At 58.9% G+C, this 19,019-nt stretch carries 17 protein-coding genes and 1 pseudogene; 6 read left to right on the top strand and 12 right to left on the bottom strand.

Annotation, left to right across the window (positions count from 1 at the left end):
- Positions 1–6: 6 nt before the first annotated feature.
- The 8 genes and pseudogenes from nhaD to B9Z40_RS09650 all read right to left on the bottom strand — a co-directional run bounded on the left by nhaD (position 7) and on the right by B9Z40_RS09650 (position 8,061).
- Positions 7–1,290, bottom strand: a complete 1,284-nt coding sequence (nhaD, locus tag B9Z40_RS09615) for a sodium:proton antiporter NhaD (protein ID WP_100173145.1) — start codon at positions 1,288–1,290, stop codon at positions 7–9.
- Between the two features lie 17 nt (positions 1,291–1,307).
- A pseudogene (gene pncB, locus B9Z40_RS09620) lies at positions 1,308–2,507 on the bottom strand (nicotinate phosphoribosyltransferase); the annotation flags it as partial.
- A 73-nt stretch (positions 2,508–2,580) separates the two neighbouring features.
- Positions 2,581–3,237, bottom strand: a complete 657-nt coding sequence (locus B9Z40_RS09625; protein WP_233204867.1) for an ABC transporter ATP-binding protein — start codon at positions 3,235–3,237, stop codon at positions 2,581–2,583.
- Entirely contained in the window at positions 3,224–4,045 is an 822-nt protein-coding gene (locus tag B9Z40_RS09630) for an ABC transporter ATP-binding protein (protein WP_100173148.1), read from the bottom strand. The genes B9Z40_RS09625 and B9Z40_RS09630 overlap by 14 nt, the downstream gene beginning before the upstream one ends.
- Entirely contained in the window at positions 4,042–5,910 is a 1,869-nt protein-coding gene (locus B9Z40_RS09635; protein ID WP_100173149.1) for an ABC transporter permease, read from the bottom strand. Before B9Z40_RS09635 ends, B9Z40_RS09630 begins: the two co-directional genes overlap by 4 nt.
- A 29-nt stretch (positions 5,911–5,939) precedes the next feature.
- Positions 5,940–6,677 carry a nitroreductase gene (locus B9Z40_RS09640; protein WP_100173150.1) on the bottom strand — a complete coding sequence of 246 codons (738 nt, stop codon included), beginning with the start codon at positions 6,675–6,677 and terminating at the stop codon, positions 5,940–5,942.
- Positions 6,674–7,126, bottom strand: a complete 453-nt coding sequence (locus B9Z40_RS09645) for a thioesterase family protein (protein WP_100173151.1) — start codon at positions 7,124–7,126, stop codon at positions 6,674–6,676. The genes B9Z40_RS09640 and B9Z40_RS09645 overlap by 4 nt, the downstream gene beginning before the upstream one ends.
- Positions 7,123–8,061 carry a histone deacetylase gene (locus B9Z40_RS09650; protein ID WP_100173152.1) on the bottom strand — a complete coding sequence of 313 codons (939 nt, stop codon included), beginning with the start codon at positions 8,059–8,061 and terminating at the stop codon, positions 7,123–7,125. Before B9Z40_RS09650 ends, B9Z40_RS09645 begins: the two co-directional genes overlap by 4 nt.
- Before the next feature lie 188 nt (positions 8,062–8,249).
- Between B9Z40_RS09650 and B9Z40_RS09655 the strand changes: the two genes are divergently transcribed.
- Positions 8,250–8,783, top strand: coding sequence for a phasin family protein (locus B9Z40_RS09655; RefSeq protein ID WP_100173153.1), 534 nt, complete (start codon positions 8,250–8,252; stop codon positions 8,781–8,783).
- 79 nt (positions 8,784–8,862) lie between these two features.
- Here the strand turns inward: B9Z40_RS09655 and B9Z40_RS09660 are convergent, their stop codons facing one another.
- Entirely contained in the window at positions 8,863–9,738 is an 876-nt protein-coding gene (locus B9Z40_RS09660; RefSeq protein ID WP_233204868.1) for a patatin-like phospholipase family protein, read from the bottom strand.
- 133 nt (positions 9,739–9,871) lie between these two features.
- Here B9Z40_RS09660 and B9Z40_RS09665 point away from each other — a divergent pair, with 133 nt between their 5' ends.
- Complete coding sequence (locus B9Z40_RS09665; RefSeq protein ID WP_100173154.1) at positions 9,872–10,915, top strand: extracellular solute-binding protein; 1,044 nt, start codon at positions 9,872–9,874, stop codon at positions 10,913–10,915.
- The gene (locus B9Z40_RS09670) at positions 10,915–12,099 is read left to right on the top strand and encodes a cytochrome-c peroxidase (RefSeq protein ID WP_233204869.1); all 1,185 of its coding nucleotides are present in this window, start codon (positions 10,915–10,917) and stop codon (positions 12,097–12,099) included. Before B9Z40_RS09665 ends, B9Z40_RS09670 begins: the two co-directional genes overlap by 1 nt.
- Positions 12,100–12,163: 64 nt before the next feature.
- On the opposite strand, the gene ahpF is transcribed toward B9Z40_RS09670, so the two are convergent.
- From ahpF to B9Z40_RS09685, 3 genes are all read right to left on the bottom strand, one after another.
- Positions 12,164–13,714, bottom strand: a complete 1,551-nt coding sequence (gene ahpF / locus B9Z40_RS09675) for an alkyl hydroperoxide reductase subunit F (RefSeq protein WP_100173155.1) — start codon at positions 13,712–13,714, stop codon at positions 12,164–12,166.
- Between the two features lie 159 nt (positions 13,715–13,873).
- Positions 13,874–14,437 (bottom strand): alkyl hydroperoxide reductase subunit C, encoded by a 564-nt coding sequence (ahpC, locus tag B9Z40_RS09680; RefSeq protein WP_100173440.1) that lies wholly within the window; start codon positions 14,435–14,437, stop codon positions 13,874–13,876.
- Between the two features lie 127 nt (positions 14,438–14,564).
- Positions 14,565–15,011, bottom strand: a complete 447-nt coding sequence (locus tag B9Z40_RS09685) for a DUF423 domain-containing protein (protein ID WP_100173156.1) — start codon at positions 15,009–15,011, stop codon at positions 14,565–14,567.
- 151 nt (positions 15,012–15,162) lie between these two features.
- Between B9Z40_RS09685 and B9Z40_RS09690 the strand changes: the two genes are divergently transcribed.
- The 3 genes from B9Z40_RS09690 (at position 15,163) to B9Z40_RS09700 (ending at position 18,961) form a co-directional block, all read left to right on the top strand.
- Entirely contained in the window at positions 15,163–15,921 is a 759-nt protein-coding gene (locus B9Z40_RS09690) for a 3-hydroxyacyl-CoA dehydrogenase (protein ID WP_100173157.1), read from the top strand.
- Positions 15,922–16,015: 94 nt separating this feature from the next.
- Positions 16,016–17,842, top strand: coding sequence for a gamma-glutamyltransferase family protein (locus tag B9Z40_RS09695; RefSeq protein WP_233204870.1), 1,827 nt, complete (start codon positions 16,016–16,018; stop codon positions 17,840–17,842).
- Positions 17,843–17,977: 135 nt separating this feature from the next.
- The gene (locus B9Z40_RS09700; protein WP_199172539.1) at positions 17,978–18,961 is read left to right on the top strand and encodes a tripartite tricarboxylate transporter substrate binding protein; all 984 of its coding nucleotides are present in this window, start codon (positions 17,978–17,980) and stop codon (positions 18,959–18,961) included.
- Positions 18,962–19,019 lie beyond the last annotated feature (58 nt).

Consider the following 19,019-nt stretch of genomic DNA (forward strand, 5'->3'; position numbering starts at 1 on the left):
AAAAGGTCAATGCATGAATTGAAATTGAACGATGTAGACAAGGGCTCCGGCCAAGTAACCCAACAATGCCCACAGACTGATTTTTTTCAAATACCAAACGAAATCAATTTTTTCAATGCCCATCGCCGCCACACCAGCAGCCGACCCGATGATCAAAATCGAACCGCCCGTACCTGCGCAGTAAGCTAAAAATTCCCACAAAAAACTGTCGGTTGGATGTTGCTCAAGGCTGTACATGCCCATGGCAGCGGCCACCAAGGGGACGTTGTCTACCACTGCACTCACCAAGCCAATGATGATCACAATGATGTCGAGTTGGCCCACTTGTTGGTCAAGCCATTGGGCCAAAGAAGCCAAGATATGGGTGTGCTCCAGTGTGGCCACAGCCAACAAAATGCCTGCAAAAAACAAAACGGCACTCATGTCAATCCGGGTCAATGCACTGACCAATGTGAGGTGCGATTTGTCCTCATCTGGCTTGTCCTTGTGCACCAAATCGCCAATCAGCCAAATGAAACCAAGGCCCAAAAGTATGCCCATGAAGGGTGGCAAAGAGGTGATGCTCTTGAAGACCGGAACGGCCATCAAAACCCCCAAACCCAAGAAAAACATCAGATTTTTTTCAAAAGGCGAGGTGTTGGCCTCTTGGGCATCCACGTTATGGGTTGGTGGCGTCACGGCTCGGCCTTTGAGCAAGCAAGACATGACAAAAGTAGGAATCAAGAAACTGACCAGAGCCGGTAAAAAGACCCCTTTCATGATTTCCAAGGCCGTGATTTGCCCCCCGATCCAAAGCATGGTGGTGGTCACGTCACCAATCGGTGACCAAGCCCCCCCAGCATTGGCGGCAATGACAATGGCACCCGCAAAAAACAATCGATCCTCGCGTTGGTCGAGCAGCTTCTTCATCAAGGAAACCATGACGATGGCGGTGGTCAGGTTATCGAGCACTGAGCTTAAAAAGAAGGTCACAAAACCCACAAGCCACATCAAACGAGACAAAGAGCTCGTTTTCACGCGCGAAGTCAACACATCAAAACCATTGTGGGCGTCAATCACTTCCACGATGGCCATAGCACCCATCAAGAAAAACACAATTTGGGCGGTCGACATCAACGATTCGCCCAACTCATGAGAAATGGTTTGAGGATCGTTGGCACCCACCGCATAAATGGTCCAAAGACCCCCTGCGGCCAACAAGGCCGTTGCTGTTTTGTTCACCTTGAGCGGATGCTCCAAAGCGATGGCAGCGTATGCCACCACAAACAGACAGATCAACAAGGTCAGCATTTCGATTTCTTTCGGATTTAGATGGCAGCCGTGGGCAAGTCGATTTCAAACACTTGGCGCAAGTACGCCAAATACTTCTCGTCATCACACATGCCTTTGCCAGGTGAGTCCGACAATTTCGCCACAGGCTGACCATTGCAGCGCGTCATTTTGATGACGATTTGCAGCGGCTCGTACCCCAGGTCATTGGTCAGGTTGGTGCCCACGCCAAAAGCCAGTTGGCAACGGCCCCTGAATTGCTCGAACAAGGCAATCGTTCGGGGAATGGTCAAACCGTCGCTGTAAATCAGTGTCTTGGTTTTCGGGTCCACCCGGTTCAACTGGTAGTGCGCAATCATGCGCTCACCCCAGCTAAATGGGTCACCACTGTCGTGGCGAGCCCCGTCAAACAACTTGCAAAAATACAAATCGAAATCGCGCAAGAAGGCGTTGAAACCGTAGACATCACTCAGGGCAATGCCCAGGTCGCCCCGGTATTCTTTGGCCCAAGACTCGAAGGCAAAAATCTGGCTGTCGCGCAGTCTGGGGCCCAAAGCTTGCGCCGCTTGCAAATACTCATGCGCCATGGTGCCCAGCGGGGTCAAACCCAGCAAATAGGCGTAATAGACATTGCTGGTGCCCGCGAATTGGCCCTTGGGTCCCGTACCCAAACGCGCCGACAGCACCCGCAGAACCTCTTCATGCCAGGCGCGCGAGAACCGGCGGCGTGTGCCGTAGTCGGCGATTTTGAGGGTTTCAAGGCCTGGTGCTTTGAGCTGGGCAATCTTGGTGTCCAAGCGCCTGCGGCCCTCCATCAGGTCAGGCACCTTTTGGGTGTTGCGAAAAAACACCTCGTTGACGATGGCCAGCACCGGGATCTCAAAAAGAATCGTGTGCAGCCATGGCCCTTGAATGGTGATGTCGATCTCACCGGATGGCAGCGCCGTGACCTGAATGCATTTTTCGTTGAGCTTGAACAGCCCCAAAAAATCCACAAAGTCGCTTTTGATGAACCGCAGCGAGCGCAGGTACTGCAGCTCGGTTTCCTTGAAGCTCAAAGAGCACAGCGAGCGGATTTCTTGGCGAATCTCTTCCACATAGGGTGCTAAGGGGAGCCCAGGGTTGCGGCACTTGAATTTGTAATCCACCTGCGCACCCGGAAACTGGTGCAACACGACTTGCATCATGGTGAACTTGTACAGGTCGGTGTCGAGCAGGCTGGTGATGATCATGGTGTGTTGTCTCTGGTGGCTAGGGCCACTCGTGCTTGTCGGGCAGTGTAAGGGATGCCTTGTGACCGCGTTGTTGGGTTCAGGCTACCGTTTGTATGCGCCCGCTGGTCAGCACCAGCACCCGCTGGGCATGTTTGGCCAAAATGTTGTTTTGCTCGGCCACCAGCATGGCCACGCCTTCACGGGCCAGCTGCAGCAGCGCATCGCGCATGGCCGCCACCAACACCGGGGCAATGCCCTCGCAGGGCTCGTCCAGCAACAAAAGGCGCGGGGCCGTCATGAGGGTGCGGGCGAGCGCCAGCATTTGCTGCTCCCCTCCGCTCATTTGGCTGGCCGGGCGGTGCAACATGGCTTTGAGCTGCGGAAACAAGGCCAAAACTCGCTCGCATCGCTGGTCGGCTGTGTCTTGCCCGCTGGAAACCGGTTGGGTTTGGGCTGCTATCCACAGGTTCTCTTTCACCGACAGGCCGGTGAAAAGGCGACGGTCTTCGGCCACAAAGCCCAAGCCTGCGCGGGCGCGGCGATGGGCGGGCCAGTCTTGGATGGGCCGGCCTTGCCATTCAATTCGACCTCGGGCTCGGGGGCCGATGCCGATCAGGCTTTGCAGCAAGGTGGATTTGCCTGCGCCATTCAAGCCCTGAATGACGACCAATTCGCCCTCGCCCACCGACAAACTCACGTCAAACAAAGCCTGGGCTTGGCCATACCAGGCGTTCAGGCCTTCAACGTTGAGCAACGGGCAGGCCTTTCGCATCGGTATTCACGTTAGCGTTCAGATCGAAATCCATCCCCAAGTAGCGCTCGCGCACCTGCGGGTCTTGCGCCACCACGTCAGGCAGGCCGTCGGCCACCAAGAGACCTTGCATCAGCACCAGCACCCGATCGGCCACGCCAAACACGGCGTCCATGTTGTGCTCGGTGTAGAGCACCGTCACGCCTTGTGAAGCCACTTGGCGCACCAGCGCCATCATGTCGGCCCGCTCGGCCAAGGCCAAGCCGGCGGCGGGCTCGTCCAGCAACAACAAAGACGGCCCTTGATTTGCAGCCGACTCGGGCAAGCCCGCCAAGGCCATCGCCAGCTCCAAGCGCTTTTTGGCGCCATAAGGCAAATCGGCCACCGTCGCGTGAGCCTGATGTTGCAAGCCCGCTTGCGTGGCCAACTGAAAAGCACGGTCTGGTTGGCGGCGGTCCAGCCGGTCCCACCAAGCCAGTGGCGCAGCACCGCGCAGCACCAGCTGGATGTTTTGCAGCACGGTCAGCGCCTCAAAGGTTTGCGCGACCTGAAAGGTGCGGGCCACGCCCAAACGCTGGCGCTCAGCGGGCGACTTGTCTAAAAGGGATTGGCCCTGCCAAATCACCTGGCCTGCCGTGGGCTCTTGCTGGCCTGCCAAACAGGCAAAGCAGGTCGATTTACCCGCGCCGTTGGGGCCGATCAGGGCGACACACTGGCCCGCAGGTACAGAGAAGTGCACGCCGTCCAGCGCCCGCACACCGCCAAAATGCTTGGCCAAACCGCTGACCTGCAAAACCGTTCCAAGTCTCATGCACGGCTCCCCTTGGAAGCGAAACGGGCCAACCCCATTTGCAAACCACCCAACACACCACTGGGGGTCAAGACCATCACCAACATGATGACCAAGCCCAACACACCGCGCCAATAGTCGAGGCCCTGCCCCAGCTCGGCCCCACCCCACACCAGCAGCACACTGCCCACAGCCGAGCCCCAAAGTTGGTGCACACCGCCCAACAAGATGACCAACAAGGCATCGACGGACATGGCCACCGAAGCCACAGAGGGGAACACCGCCCCTTTGAAGGCTGCCCACAAGCCGCCTGCCAGCCCCGCCACAGTAGCGCTGCCCACAAACACCTGGTAGCGCAAAGCCTGGACCGGCAAGCCACTGGCCGCTGCCCGCAAAGGCGCGTCGCGAACAGCTTGCAAAGCCGCGCCCCGGCTGGAGCGGGCCAAGCGGGCCATGCACACGATGGCCACAAGCATGAAGACACCCAGAGCCGCGTCCCACAAGGCACGCAACTCGGGTGCGATCAAGCGCAGACCAATCAGGCCGTTGTCGCCGCCCGTGAGCGCCACCCACTGCGTGGCCCCTGCCCAAATCATTTGCGCCAGCGCCAGTGACAGCATGGCCAAGTACACCCCGCTGCTGCGCACCACCAAGGCACCAAAAGCCAGCGCCACACCCAGCGCCAGCGCCATGCCCGCAGTCAAAGCGCCCAACAGGCCCGCACCCCAGTGCCAATGCGCGAGCGCCGCACCATAAGCACCCAATGCAAAAAACGCCGCATGGCCAAAACTGACCAAACCACCCAAAGCCATCATCCACTGCAGGCTCAGGCCAAACAGCATCATGACCATCACGTCCTCGGCCAAGCTGCGGCCGTAATCGCCCTGCCCCCAGGCCAGCAACGTCAACCCGACAAAAACGGCGACAAACAGGGCCCGACCCGGCAGGCCCAAAGGCCAGAGCGCAAACACCGGTACGCTTTCGCGCAACTCCCCATGCACCGCCGCCCCAGCCAAACCCTGCGGCCGCCAAACCAGCACCACCGCCATGGTCAAGAACACCAGCACCAAAGTCGCTTGAGGGAAAAAGCTCAGGCCCAAAGCGTGGATCACACCAATCAGCACCGCCGCCACAAAGGCCCCGCCAATGCTGCCCAGCCCGCCCATGACGACGACCACAAAGGTCTCGACGACCACGTTCACGTCCATTTGCAGGTTGGCAGGCTCGCGGGGCAACTGCAGCGCACCGGCCAGTCCCGCCAGACCACAGCCCAACATGACCACGCCCAGCATGAGCGGTGCGGGGTTCACACCCAAGGCGTCGAGCATCTCGCGGTCTTGTGTGGCGGCTTTCACGCGCTGCCCCCAAAGTGTGCGGGTGAGCAAGAGGTGCAGGCCCAGCCAAACGACTGGCCCGAGCACCAAGGTGAACAATTGCCAGGTCGGGAAAAACGACTCGCCCAGCTGAACCGCACCTTTGAGGCCCGGAAAGCGCGGCGCAAATACCTCTTCAGGCCCAAAATACCAGCGCATGGCGTCGTGCAGCGCCAGCGTCAGGCCAAAGGTGGCCACCAGTTGGTACAGCTGCGGCGCGTGGCGCATGCGTTTCAAAAGCAAAACTTCGGTCACGGCCCCGAGCAAGGCCGCAAGACAAGCGCCCATCAACATCACCGAACCGTATCCCCAAGCGGTCTCGGCCATCGCTGGCCAACCGTTCGTCACCGCGTGCGCCGAACACAAAGCGCCCAGCATGAAAAAACTGCCGTGCGCAAAATTGACGATCCGGGTCACACCAAAAATCAGCGTCAGCCCGGAAGCCATCAGGAACAAGGTGGTGGCGTGGCTCAGGCCATTGAGCAATTGCAGCGCCAGTGCTTCGAATCCCAATTCAGGCCTTTGTCTTCAGAGTCAACAGGTCAGTCCACCCAATGGGTGAAGTCCTGGGCAGCGACGCGGGTGGTCTGGAAGGTGTTCACCAGCGCAGACTCATCGGCATAACCGAGTGCCATGCCGCAAACCACCATCTCGTTCTCACCCGCGCCCACATGCGGCAAGATGATTTTGGAAAAGCCGTTCCAAGCCGCTTGCGGGCAGGTGTGCAAGCCCCGCGACCGAGCGGCCACCATGATGCTTTGCAAAAACATGCCGTAGTCGAGCAAACTGCCCCGGCCCATCACCTTGTCGATGGTGAATATCAGGCCCACGGGGGCGTCAAAGAACCGGAAATTCTTTTGGTGCTGCGCGTGCATCAAAGCCTTGTCGCCCTTGCCAATGCCCAGCACACCGTACAAACCAAAGCCGCATTCGCGGCGGCGGTCGATGTAGGGGCTGACCCATTTTTCGGGGTAGTAGTCGTAAGACTCGGCGTATTCAGAAGCCAAGGCCGGGTTGGCGCTGATGGCGTCGTGGGCTGCGCAGGTCTTGGCCACCAACTCGTCGCGCTTGGCGCCTTGCAGCACATAGACCTTCCAAGGCTGGGTGTTGGTGCCGCTGGGCGAACGGGCGGCAATGCTCAGCACCTCTTGCAAAACGCTGCGGTCCACCGCTTGGGGCAAATAGGCGCGGGCCGAAAAACGGCTCAAAATGGCCGCATCCACGCTGGCGGCGTCGTTCACGCGGGTGCTGACTTGGGGTCCGATGTCCAAAATGCTCATGTCAATGTCTCCAAAAATGCTTTGAGTGGGGCAGGCAGGGGCACGGGGCGGCGGGTTTCTCGGTCCACGTACACATGCACAAAATGGCCCCGGGCGGCGCTCAGGTCTTCGCCTTGGGCAAATAAGCCCACCTCGTAACGCACGCTGGACGTCCCCAACTTGGCCACGCGGATGCCCGCGTCGATGGTTTGGGGGAAGGCCAGCGGCGCAAAGTAAAAACACTGGGTTTCTACCACCAGACCAATGGTGCTGCCCGCGTGGATGTCCAGCACGCCCTGCTCAATCAAGGTGGCGTTGACCGCGGTATCAAACCAACTGTAATAAACCACGTTATTCACATGGCCGTAAACGTCGTTGTCCATCCAGCGCGTGCTGATGGGGCGAAACGCCTTGTAGCTGCTGCGGGGGTCTGCCTGAGGTTTGGCGGGGGGTGTCACGGGCGAATTCATGGCTGTTGATTGTGCCAGCCTTGCCACAGCCGCCAGTACTGCAAAGCCACATCCCAAGTTTGCATTTGCACCTGCACCGTGGTCTCGATGTCGTGGCCATAGCCGCCGCCCATGCACATGACCACCGGCAGTCTGCGCTGCCAGGCCCAGTCCATCACCACCCGGTCGCGGGCCTGCATGCCGTCCAGCGTGAGCTTGAGCCTTCCCAGCCGATCGCCCTCGTGCGGGTCGGCACCCGCCAGATAAATGACCAGCTGCGGGTCAAACCGGTCTTGCAGGGTCTGCAGCGCCTGGTGCAGCGCGGCCAAATAAGGCTCGTCGGTACAGCCATCGGGCAGGCCCACATCCAGGTCATTGGCTTCCTTGCGAAAGGGAAAGTTCTTCTCGCCATGAAGCGACAAGGTAAAAACCGTCGGGTCATTGGCAAACACATGCGCTGTGCCATTGCCTTGGTGCACGTCCAGATCGATCACCGCGACTTTCAACGCTTGGCGTTGGTGCCGCCAGGCTTCGGCCTGCATCAACCTGGCGGTGACCGCGATGTCGTTGAACACACAAAAGCCACCACCTTTGTCGGCGTAGGCATGGTGTGTGCCCCCGGCTAGGTTGCCCGCCACACCCTGCGACAAAGCATCTCGGGCCGCGGCGACCGTGGCACCGACGGATCGGCGGGCACGCTCGGCCATGGCCAAACTCCAAGGAAAACCGATTTCGCGCTGCACCGCCGCATCGAGACTGCCATTGGCAACGCCCTGGATGTAAGCGGGCGTGTGAACCAGTGCCAGCTCGCCATCGCTGGCGGTGGGCGCTTCTTGCATCAGAACGCCTGGCAATTCGGTACTCAAGCGGTCGCGCAAACGGCTGTACTTGTGCATGGGAAAGCGATGCCCCTCGGGCAAAGGCAGAACAAAATGGTCGGCGTAATAGGCGTGCATGGCTTGATTCAGAACAAAGCGATTCTAGAAAACCCACTCTAAACTGAGCCCACACCAAGCCCATGGCCTTGTAAAGGCTGGGAGAGACCCTAAAATTCAAACCATGCTGCACTGCAACAAAGTTGTATGGCCCCGGTCAGTTTCGGCGCAGTTGTCTTGAAACCTCAAATTCTTATCTGGAGCCTTACATGTTGACACCCGAGCAAATCGTCGCCGCACACAAAGCCAACGTTGAAACCCTGTTTGGCCTGACCGCCAAAGCTTTCGAAGGCGTTGAAAAACTGGTTGAACTGAACATGAGCGCCGCCAAAGCCGCTATGGACGAGTCCTCCAACAGCACACAAGCGGTTTTGAGCGTCAAAGACGCCCAAGAACTGCTGGCCATGCAAGCCAACCTGTTCCAGCCATTGGCCGAAAAAACAGCCGCCTACAGCCGCCACCTGTACGAGATCGCTTCCGGCACAGGCGGTGAATTCACCAAAGCCATGGAGTCGCAAACAAGCGCTGCCCAAAAGCAATTCGCCACGCTGATCGACACCGCTGCTCAAAATGCGCCTGCCGGTTCCGAGCAAGTCGTGGCCATGATGAAGGGTGCCGTGACGACCGCCAGTGCCGCTTTTGAATCCGTGCAAAAAGCCGTCAAACAAGCCACCGACCTGGCCGAATCCAATCTGGCTTCGGTGACCCAATCGGCTGCACCCAAAGCTGCTAAAAAGAAGTGATTTTCTAAATCTCTTCAAGGGCTGATCGCCAGATCAGCCCTTTTTTTTGGCCCTTTTTTTTGGCCCTTTTTTGCCTGCCTCAATGGCCCTCTTCGAACTGGGCCAAACGCACTTTCAAAGCGGGTAATGCAGCCCGCATGGCGGCTCTCCCAGCTTCGATGGACCGCATGCGGGCGCTGAAATCGGCACTTTTTACCCCGGTCAATGCGGGCCTGACCACAAAATCCGCATCTTTCAAGGCCAAAGTGTTGATGGTCTTGCCCATGATCGTGAAGGTTTGCATCAGGATTTGAAACGTGTCGGCCGAAGGGTTGCCCTCTGGGTCACTCGAAATGTCGACCGCGATCACAAAATTGGCCCCCATATCGCGGGTCTGGCGCACCGGCACAGGCGCCACCAAACCCCCGTCCACATACTCACGCTCACCAATGCGCACCGGCTGAAAAACGGCCGGCACCGCGCTGGACGCCCGCACCGCAGCGCCGGTGTTGCCGCGCCGAAAGGTGATCGCTTCGCCGCTTTTCAGGTCGGTGGCCACGATGCCCAGCGGTATCTTCATCTGCTCCAAATTCTTGCCACCGACTTGGGTGTTCACGTATTTGGCCAGCGCCTCCCCGCGCAAAGCCCCTCGATTGAGGATGGGCAGCATCCAATCGGTGATGTCGGCCTCTTGCATGGTCTCGGCCATCCGGGCCAGTTCAGCTGTGCTTTTGCCACTGGCATACAGCGCGGCGACCAAACTTCCGGCCGATGTGCCCACCAAATGGCTGGGACGCAAACCAGCTTCTTCCAACACCTCGATCACGCCCAAATGGGCAAAACCGCGCGCCGCACCGCCCCCCAAAGCCAGGCCCAGTTTCAGCTCACGGCGCTCCACGGCAGGTGCGGTTTTGCCTGCGACACCCGTTGTGGGCGGCGTAGACAAACTGCTGCACCCAGCCAAAACCAGCGCCAAACACAGACCCACGGCAACCCGACCAACGCTTTTTGACCTGTTCTGACGCACGGATTCCCCATGAGCACCAGAGGGGTTATTGAGAACCATTCTCATTTGATATAAACTTCGAACAACTTCACGGGGCATTCAAATGACTTTCAAAAAATCTCTCATCAGCTTGACTTGTTTGCTGGCCACCACAGCCACTTGGGCACAAGACAAAACACTCAACATCTACTCGGCGCGCCACTATCCCACAGACGAAGTCATGTACAGCGACTTCACCAAAGCCACGGGCATCAAAATCAACCGAGTGGATGCCGACGATGCCGGTATTCTCGCCCGTCTGAAAGCCGAAGGTGCGGCCTCCCCGGCTGACGTGATTTTGCTGGTGGATGCCGCCCGCCTTTGGCGTGCCGAGGTCGATGGCCTTTTCTTGCCCATCAAATCGGCCAAGCTCGAAGAAGTGATTCCTGCCAATTTGCGTGCCAAACCAGCCGACAACGGGGGCACGGCTTGGTTTGGTCTGTCCACCCGCGCCCGCGTGGTGGTGTTCGACAAGCTGAAATACACCAAGGCGGACTTTGACAGTTATGAAAAACTGGCCTCCCCCCAATTCAAGGGGCAACTGTGCATCCGCTCTGGCTCACACCCCTACAACCTGAGCTTGTTTGGTGCCATGACAGAGCACTTGGGCCCACAAAAAACAGAAGCTTGGCTCAAGGGCTTGGTCGACAACATGGCCAGCAGCCCCAAAGGCGGCGACACCGACCAAATCAAGGCGGTGGCCTCGGGTGAATGCGGCATGGCGGTCACCAACACCTACTACCTGGCCCGCATGATGCGCTCCAGCAACCCCGCCGACAAAGCCGTGACCGATAAAATCGGTGTGGTGTTCCCCAACCAATCGAGCTGGGGCACCCACGTCAACGTGGCGGGTGGCGCGGTGGCCCGTCACGCCAAAAACACAGCCAATGCGGTGCTGTTTTTGGAATATTTGACCAGCCCTGCAGCACAAAACCACTTTGCCAACGGCAACAACGAGTGGCCCGTGACCAAAGGCGTGAGCTTTGACAACCCGGCCCTCAAAGCCATGACCGGTGGCAGCTTCAAAAGCGAACTGATCCCGATCAGCGCCGTGGGCATGAACCAAATCAAGGTGCAGCAGATGCTGGACCGCGTTGGATTCAAATGATGAACATGCTTGCAAAGTGGCAGCAAGCCCTCATTGCCTTGCTGCTGTGGACCAGTCTCGCAGGCTGTGGTTCAAAAACCAGCCCCGACCCGCTTTCACCGGAAGCGGCTTTGGGCAAACTGATTTACTTTGACGCCTCCTTGTCCGCATCGGGAGGCCAATCCTGCGCCAGTTGCCACCAACCGGCTTTTGGGCACGCACAACCCAACGATTTGCCAGCCCAACCGGGCGGCAGCCATCTCCAGGAAAAAGGTCAGCGCACGTCACCCTCATTGCGGTACTTGGCATACAACACGCCCTTCGAAGTGGACGCTGAGGGAAAAGCAAAAGGCGGCTTCTTTTGGGACGGCCGAGCACAAACACTGGCAGAACAAGCCAAACAGCCTTTTCTCGGCAAAGTGGAAATGGCCAACCCCGATGTGCCCAGCGTGATCGCAAAATTGGCCGTAACCCCGTATTCGGCGCAATTCAAAAAGGTGTTTGGTTCGGACATTCTCAGCCGCCCCGAAGCCGCGTTCGAGCAGATGGCCATGGCCTTGCAGAAATTCCAGTTGGAAGACCGGTCCTTCAGGCCCTTTTCAAGCCGATTTGACCAATATCTTGCAGGAACCATCAAGCTCACACCCGCCGAAATGCGCGGACTGGACTTGTTCAAAAACGCCGAGAAAGGCAACTGTGCAGCCTGCCATACCGCTGAAAAAGACCAAGCGGGGTTGCCGCCTCTTTTCACGGACTTCAGTTACGACAACCTCGGGATTCCGCGCAACTTGGCCCTGAAACACAACCAAGATCCCTCCTATTTCGACTTGGGGCTTTGCGCCAAGACACCCGAAGACAAACGGTCACAAAGCGCCTGGTGCGGCGCATTCAAGGTGCCATCGCTGCGCAACGCCGCGGTGCGACAAGCTTTTTTCCACAACGGCCAGTTCAAGAGTTTGCGCGAGGTCCTGGTGTTTTACGTGCAGCGCGACACCCATCCGGAAAAATGGTATCCCCAATCGGCCGATGGCCGCATCGACAAATTCAACGATTTGCCGCTTGTCTATAAAAACAACGTGAATGTGGAAGAAGTGCCCTACGAGCGCAAGAAAGGACAGACCCCTGCCCTTGACGAGGCGGAGATTGAAGATGTCTTGGCATTTCTGCGCACGCTCACCGATGCCGACCTGAAACCCACACAGTAGACAGCAACAACCTGTCAGCCAAGCGCCTTGAAAACCGGTGTATTCAAGGCGCGTTGGCTTGGGTTCAGGAACGGATCAGGTGGTCAAAGGCGCTGAGCGCAGCCTTGGAGCCTTCGCCTGCGGCGATCACGATCTGCTTGTACGGCACGGTGGTGCAGTCACCAGCAGCGAACACGCCGGGCACATTGGTGTGGCCCTTGGCGTCCACCACGATCTCGCCAAACTTGCTCAATTCGACCGTGCCCTTCAAGAACTCGGTGTTGGGCACCAAACCAATTTGCACGAACACGCCTGCCAACTCGACATGGTGCTCGGTGCCGGTGGCGCGGTCTTTGTAGCTGATGCCGTTGACCTTGCTGCCGTCGCCGGTGATCTCGGTCGTCTGGGCGTTGGTGTGCACCGTCACGTTGGGCAAGCTGTGCAGCTTTTTCACCAATACAGCGTCGGCCTTGAGTTGCTCGGCAAACTCGATCACGGTGACGTGTTCGACGATGCCCGCCAAGTCAATCGCGGCTTCAATCCCGGAGTTGCCGCCACCGATGACTGCCGTGCGCTTGCCCTTGAACAGCGGGCCGTCGCAATGCGGGCAGTAAGCCACGCCCTTGTTTTTGTACTCGGCTTCGCCGGGCACGTTCACATTGCGCCAGCGCGCACCGGTGGACAAGATCACGGTCTTGGCCTTGAGCGTCGCGCCGTTTTCCATCTGGATGTGCACCAAGCCATCGGCGCCTGCGGGCGTCAACTTGTCGGCGCGTTGCAGGTTCATGATGTCCACGCCGTACTGGCGCACCTGGGCTTCCAAAGCGGCAGCGAACTTGGGTCCGTCCGTCTCCAGCACCGAGATGTAGTTTTCAATCGCCATGGTGTCGTTGGTCTGACCGCCAAAGCGCTCAGCGGCCACACCCACCCGGATGCCTTTGCGGGCCGCGTACACGGCAGCCGCCGCACCAGCGGGGCCACCACCGACGATCAAGACTTCAAACGGGTCTTTGGCGTCCAGCTTAGCGGCGTCGCGGGTGGCTGCACCCGTGTCGAGTTTGGCCACGATTTCTTCGACGCTCATGCGACCCGAACCGAACACCTGGCCATTCAGGAACACCATGGGCACGGCCATGATCTGGCGCTCTTCCACTTCCTTCTGGAAAGCACCGCCCTCAATGACCACGGTTTTCACCTTGGGGTTGAAGATGGCCATGAGCGACAAGGCCTGCACCACGTCTGGGCAGTTGTGGCAAGACAACGACATGTAAACCTCAAAGCTGGAGTCGGCGTCCAGGCCTTTGATGGCATCGATCACTTCGGGCTCCACCTTGGGTGGGTGGCCGCCGGTCCAGAGCAATGCCAAGACCAAAGAAGTGAACTCGTGGCCGAGCGGCAGACCTGCAAAGCGCACGCCTTGGCTTTCACCCTCGCGCACCACTTCGAATGAAGGCTTGCGTGCGTCGTTGCCGGTGGTGTCCAGGCTCACTTTGTCGGACAAGCCCACAATGGTCTCGAGAAGCTCTTTCATCTCGGTGCCAGTTTCGCTGTCGTCCAAAGAGGCGACCAAGCGGATGGGCTGGCGCAGCAAGGCCAAGTACTGTTGCAATTGGGCTTTGAGGGTGTCGTCGAGCATGGAATTCTCCTGTTTCGGGCTGCAAAAAACTCAAGTCCTCGCTTGTGGCGGGACCCAAATAAAGGGTTTTGGGGGAATCGTTGAGGACAGCGCAACCCGACTTGTGGCCTTGTTGCGCTGTGCTCAACGCCCTGCCAAGCAGGGCGAAGAAGTCAAGATTTAGATCTTGCCGACCAGGTCGATGGAAGGAGCCAAAGTCTTGGCGCCTTCTTTCCACTTGGCTGGGCACACTTGGCCGGGGTTGGCGGCGGTGTACTGGGCAGCGGTCAGCTTGCGCAATGTCTCAGACACGTCACGGGCGATTTCGTTGGAATGGACTTCCATGGTCTTGATCATGCCGTCTGGGTTGATCACGAAAGTGCCGCGCAAAGCCAGGCCGTCTTCTTCGATGTGCACGCCAAAAGCGCGTGTCAACTTGTGTGTCGGGTCACCGATCAATGGGAATTTGGCTTTGCCCACAGCAGGCGAAGTCTCGTGCCACACTTTGTGTGAGAAGTGCGTGTCGGTGGTGATGATGTACACCTCAGCGCCGGCCTTTTGGAAAGCAGCGTAGTTGTCAGCAGCGTCTTCGATTTCTGTAGGGCAGTTGAAGGTGAAAGCGGCGGGCATAAAGATGAACACGTTCCACTTGCCCTTGAGGGTAGCTTCGGTGATTTCGACGAACTTGCCGTTGTGGAAGGCTTGGTTTTTGAACGGCTGGATTTGTGTGTTGATCAGGGACATGGTGTTTCCTTGGGGTTGGTTGAAAAAAACTATCGAATGAGAAAACTCATTGGTGCCAATCATAATTCAGCCAAGGGTTTCTACTCATGAGTAGTTTCTATCAGACCGATAGGGAAAAACTTATGACTCAGGTCATTCGATTGGCATCATCTTTCTTGCCGATCACGCCAAAAGCCAAACACAGCCAAGCCCCCATCCAAGCCCCGCCGCCCCAAGGCACCAGCGAGCGGAAGGCATCCAAGCCCAGCACATAACGCGCATACAGGTTGAAGCTGAAAAAGAACAAGCCCAAGACCATGAGCCAGCCTGCCGCTTGCAGCCAGCGCTTGGCCCCAAACACCGCGATGGCCAAGCCCGTGAACAACAAACCCAGCGAGTGGAACTGCTGCTGGCTCAATGCGGTTTGCACTGCAGAAGGCACGCCTTCTGAAAACACGGGCAAATGGGCAAAGGCGGCGCTGAAGGCCACGCTGGTGCAGGCACTGAGCGCGCCCAAACTCAGAAAAAGTCGCCCTGAAAAAGGGAAAGACTTCGGGTTTGGGGGTGAAGCGACAGGCGTAGAAAGTTGGGACATGTTGATCCAGGCAGAAATGCTGAAAAAAGAACAATGTCGATTGAAACACGCTCAGAGCCCTGCCTTTTGTGCAGCGTCAACAATGGCCCGCAATCGACGCCGTGTGCATAATTGAAGTTGACGTTACGTCAACCCTATTCAGGAGAGAAACATGGACATTCAAGGCAAGGTTTTCATCGTCACAGGCGGCGCATCGGGCTTGGGCGAAGGCACGGCACGCATGCTGGCGGCCAACGGCGGCAAGGTCGTCATTGCCGACATGCAGGCTGAAAAAGGCGAAGCGATTGCCAAGGAACTGGGCGGCGCGTTTGTGAAGTGTGATGTGAGCAACGAAGCCGACGGCCAGGCCGTGGTGGCCCAAGCCGTGTCGATGGGCAAGCTGATGGGTCTGGTCAACTGCGCAGGCATCGCCCCCGCCGAAAAAACCGTGGGCAAAAACGGTGCACACAGCCTGGCCGTCTACACCAAGACCATCATGGTCAACCTGGTGGGCACCTTCAACATGATCCGCCTGGCGTCCGAAGCCATGTGCAAAAACGAACCCGAAGCCACAGGCGAGCGCGGCGTGCTGATCAGCACCGCCAGCGTGGCCGCCTACGACGGCCAGATCGGTCAAGCGGCTTATGCCGCATCCAAAGGCGGCGTGGTCGGCATGACCTTGCCGATTGCCCGCGACCTGTCGCGCAACGGCATCCGCAACATGACGATTGCCCCCGGCATCTTCGGCACGCCCATGCTGTTTGGCATGCCCCAAGAGGTGCAAGACGCGCTGGCCGCAGGTGTGCCCTTCCCCAGCCGACTGGGCACCCCCCAGGACTACGCCAAGCTGGCCAAGCACATCATCGAAAACGACATGCTCAACGGCGAAGTGATCCGCCTGGATGGCGCGATTCGCTTGGCACCGAAGTGAACTGAAGCCTTTCCCGCCTCGCATGAGCGACAGGCCCTTCGGGGCCTTTTGTCGTTTCGGCACTAGGATGACGTTTCTCACCCAAGGAGCACGCATGACACCCACCCGGTCCCTGATCACCCTCGCCGCAGTGGCGCTGTTGGTCGCCTGCGCCAGCCCGCCACACACCAAGGCCTTGCGGTACAACGTACCCGATCAAGCCGTTCAACCAGTTCAGCCCGAAGCCGCCACTGGCAACACCACCAAACCCGGTTGGGCCTTTGCTCAGCAAGCGGTGGCGGCGGCCAACCCGCTGGCCACCGACGCGGGGCACCAGGTGTTGCGAGCAGGCGGCTCGGCGCTCGATGCGGCCATTGCCGTGCAAATGGTGTTGGGCTTGGTAGAGCCGCAGTCGAGCGGGATTGGCGGCGGGGCTTTTTTGCTGCACTTCGATGGCCAAAAACTCACCGCGCACGACGGTCGCGAAACTGCACCCGCTGGTGCCCGTGGCGACATGTTCATGGACCAAGGCAAACCATTGGCTTTTGACGATGCGGTCTTGAGCGGATATTCGGTGGGCGTGCCTGGCACGGTGCGCATGCTGGAAGCGGCGCACCAACAGCACGGCACCCTGCCTTGGGGCCAATTGCTTCAGCCGGCCATCACACTGGCCGATAAAGGTTTTCGGGTCAGCCCCCGTTTGCACGCCCTGCTGCAAGCCGACCCACACCTGAAAAAAGACCCGCTGGCCTTGCGCTTTTTCTACCAAGCCGATGGCCTGGCTTGGCCCGTGGGCCATGTGCTGCGCAACCCTGAATACGCACATGTCTTGAGGCGCATCGCGGCCGAGGGCAACCAAGCCCTCCACGAAGGGCCTGTGGCCCAAGCCATCGTGCAGCGCACGCAATCTGCGCCCCGCCCTGGGAGCTTGAGCCTGCAAGACTTGCGCACTTACCAGCCCAAAGTGCGCGAAGCTTTGTGTTTCGACCACACGGCTCAGCAACGCGCCTACCGCGTCTGCGGCTTTCCACCCCCGTCATCCGGACAAATCGCCATCGGCCAAATTTTGGGCATCTTGGACCGCACCACCGCCCAAGGCCCAGAAATGCAAGCAGGCCTGCCCTCTGCCGACTGGCTGCACCGTTACACCGAAGCCTCGCGCTTGGCTTTTGCCGACCGCGCACAGTACCTGGCCGACCCTGACTTTGTGCGTGCGCCCGCTGGCGATTGGCGCAGCCTGCTGGCCCCTGAATACCTGTTGGGACGCAGCCAGCTCATTGGCGCGCAGTCCATGAAAACGGCCACGGCAGGACAGCCTGGTGGCACAAGCACCAGCTTTGCGCCCATGCCGCACCAGACCGAATACGGCACCAGCCACATCAGCGTGGTCGACGCCCAAGGCCGCGCGGTGGCCATGACCACCACCATCGAAGCCGCGTTTGGCTCGCGCCGCATGGTCTCCACCGACCCGTCTCGTCCCGGCGGCTTTTTGCTCAACAACGAATTGACCGACTTCAGCTTTGTGCCCGCAGATGCCCAAGGCAGGCCCGTGGCCAACCGGGTGGAGCCCGGTAAACGCCCGCGCTCTTCCATGTCGCCCACCTTGGTGTTTGACAAAACCACAGGCCAATTGCTCATGAGCGGCGGCAGCCCCGGAGGGGCCGCGATCATTCACTACACAGCCAAGCTGCTCACCGGCACCTTGCATTGGGGCTTGAACGCCCAGCAAGCGATCAATTTGCCCAATTTTGGTTCGCTGGGTGGACCCACCCTGCTCGAAGCCCAAAGTTTCCCAGCCACCACGGTCGATGCCCTCAAAGCCCAAGGCCACGCGGTGATCGAAATGGACATGACCAGCGGGCTGCAAGCGATTGAGCGCACCCCCAATGGCTGGTTTGGGGGCGCTGACCCAAGGCGTGAAGGCGTGGTGTTGGGCAATTGAGCCCATCAGAGACAGGGCCTCCCCGGGCATCAGTCACACAAGCGACCTGCCCAGGGTCAGCGTGCAGGTTTGCCCCCTTGCCGAATGGCGCGTCTTGATTTTCAATGGTCAGATTCATTCAACAAGGAGACTGGTTTGACAACCCAAGCTACAACGCGACGCACTTTCGTTCAGGCCTCCGCGGCAGCCGCTGCCTCAGTGGCCTTCCCGGTTTTGGCGCAGGCACAAGCTTTTCCGGCCAAGCCCATCAAACTGATTTGCCCTTGGCCTGCAGGCGGCTCCTCCGATGCCGTGATGCGCGCATTGGCCGAGAGCGCCGGCAAAGCCCTGGGCGTTCAAGTTGTCATCGAAAACAAACCGGGTGCCAGCGGCATGCTCGGCCCCAACGAGCTGGTGCGTGCCCAGCCCGACGGCTACACCCTGTCGCAAGTCACCATTGGCGTGGCGCGGCTGCCTCACATGCAAAAAATGCAGTTCGATCCGCTCAAAGACTTCACCTACATCGCCTGCCTCACGGGCTACACCTTTGGGGTGGTGGTACGGTCCGACTCCCCCATCAAATCAATTGCGGATTTGGTGGCCTTTGCCAAAGCCAACCCGGGGAAATTCACTTACGGCTCCACTGGGAACGGCACCACGCCCCACCTGGCCTTTGCCGAATTTGCCAGCAAAGCCAAAATCGACGTGACCCATGTGCCCTTCAAAGGCAGCGCCGATGGCGTGCAAGCGGTTTTGGGTGGCCACGTCATGTCGCACAGCGACGCAACGGGCTGGGCACCGCAGGTCGAGGCGGGAACCATGCGCTTGTTGGCCACCTACGGCAGCAAACGCACCAAGCGCTGGCCCAATGTGCCCACGCTCAATGAACTCGGTTTCGACACCGTCTCCGATTCGCCTTTTGGCATTGGCGGCCCCAAGGGCATGGACCCGGCCGTGGTCAAGAAGCTGCACGACGCTTTCAAGCAAACCTTGCAAGATCCGGCCGTCATGGCCAGCTTTGACAAATACGACCAATCGGTGATTTACATGGGCACAGAGGAATACACCAAGTTCATTCGCGACACCTTCCAGTCCGAAAAAGTAACCATCGAACGATTGGGTCTGGCCATGAAAGGCTGATGAGGCCCAACACCATGACAAAAGGCAGCCGAGGCTGCCTTTTGTTTGGGACTCTTGC

It is taken from the genome of Limnohabitans sp. 15K, assembly GCF_002778285.1.
Taxonomy (GTDB): Bacteria; Pseudomonadota; Gammaproteobacteria; order Burkholderiales; family Burkholderiaceae_C; genus Limnohabitans_A.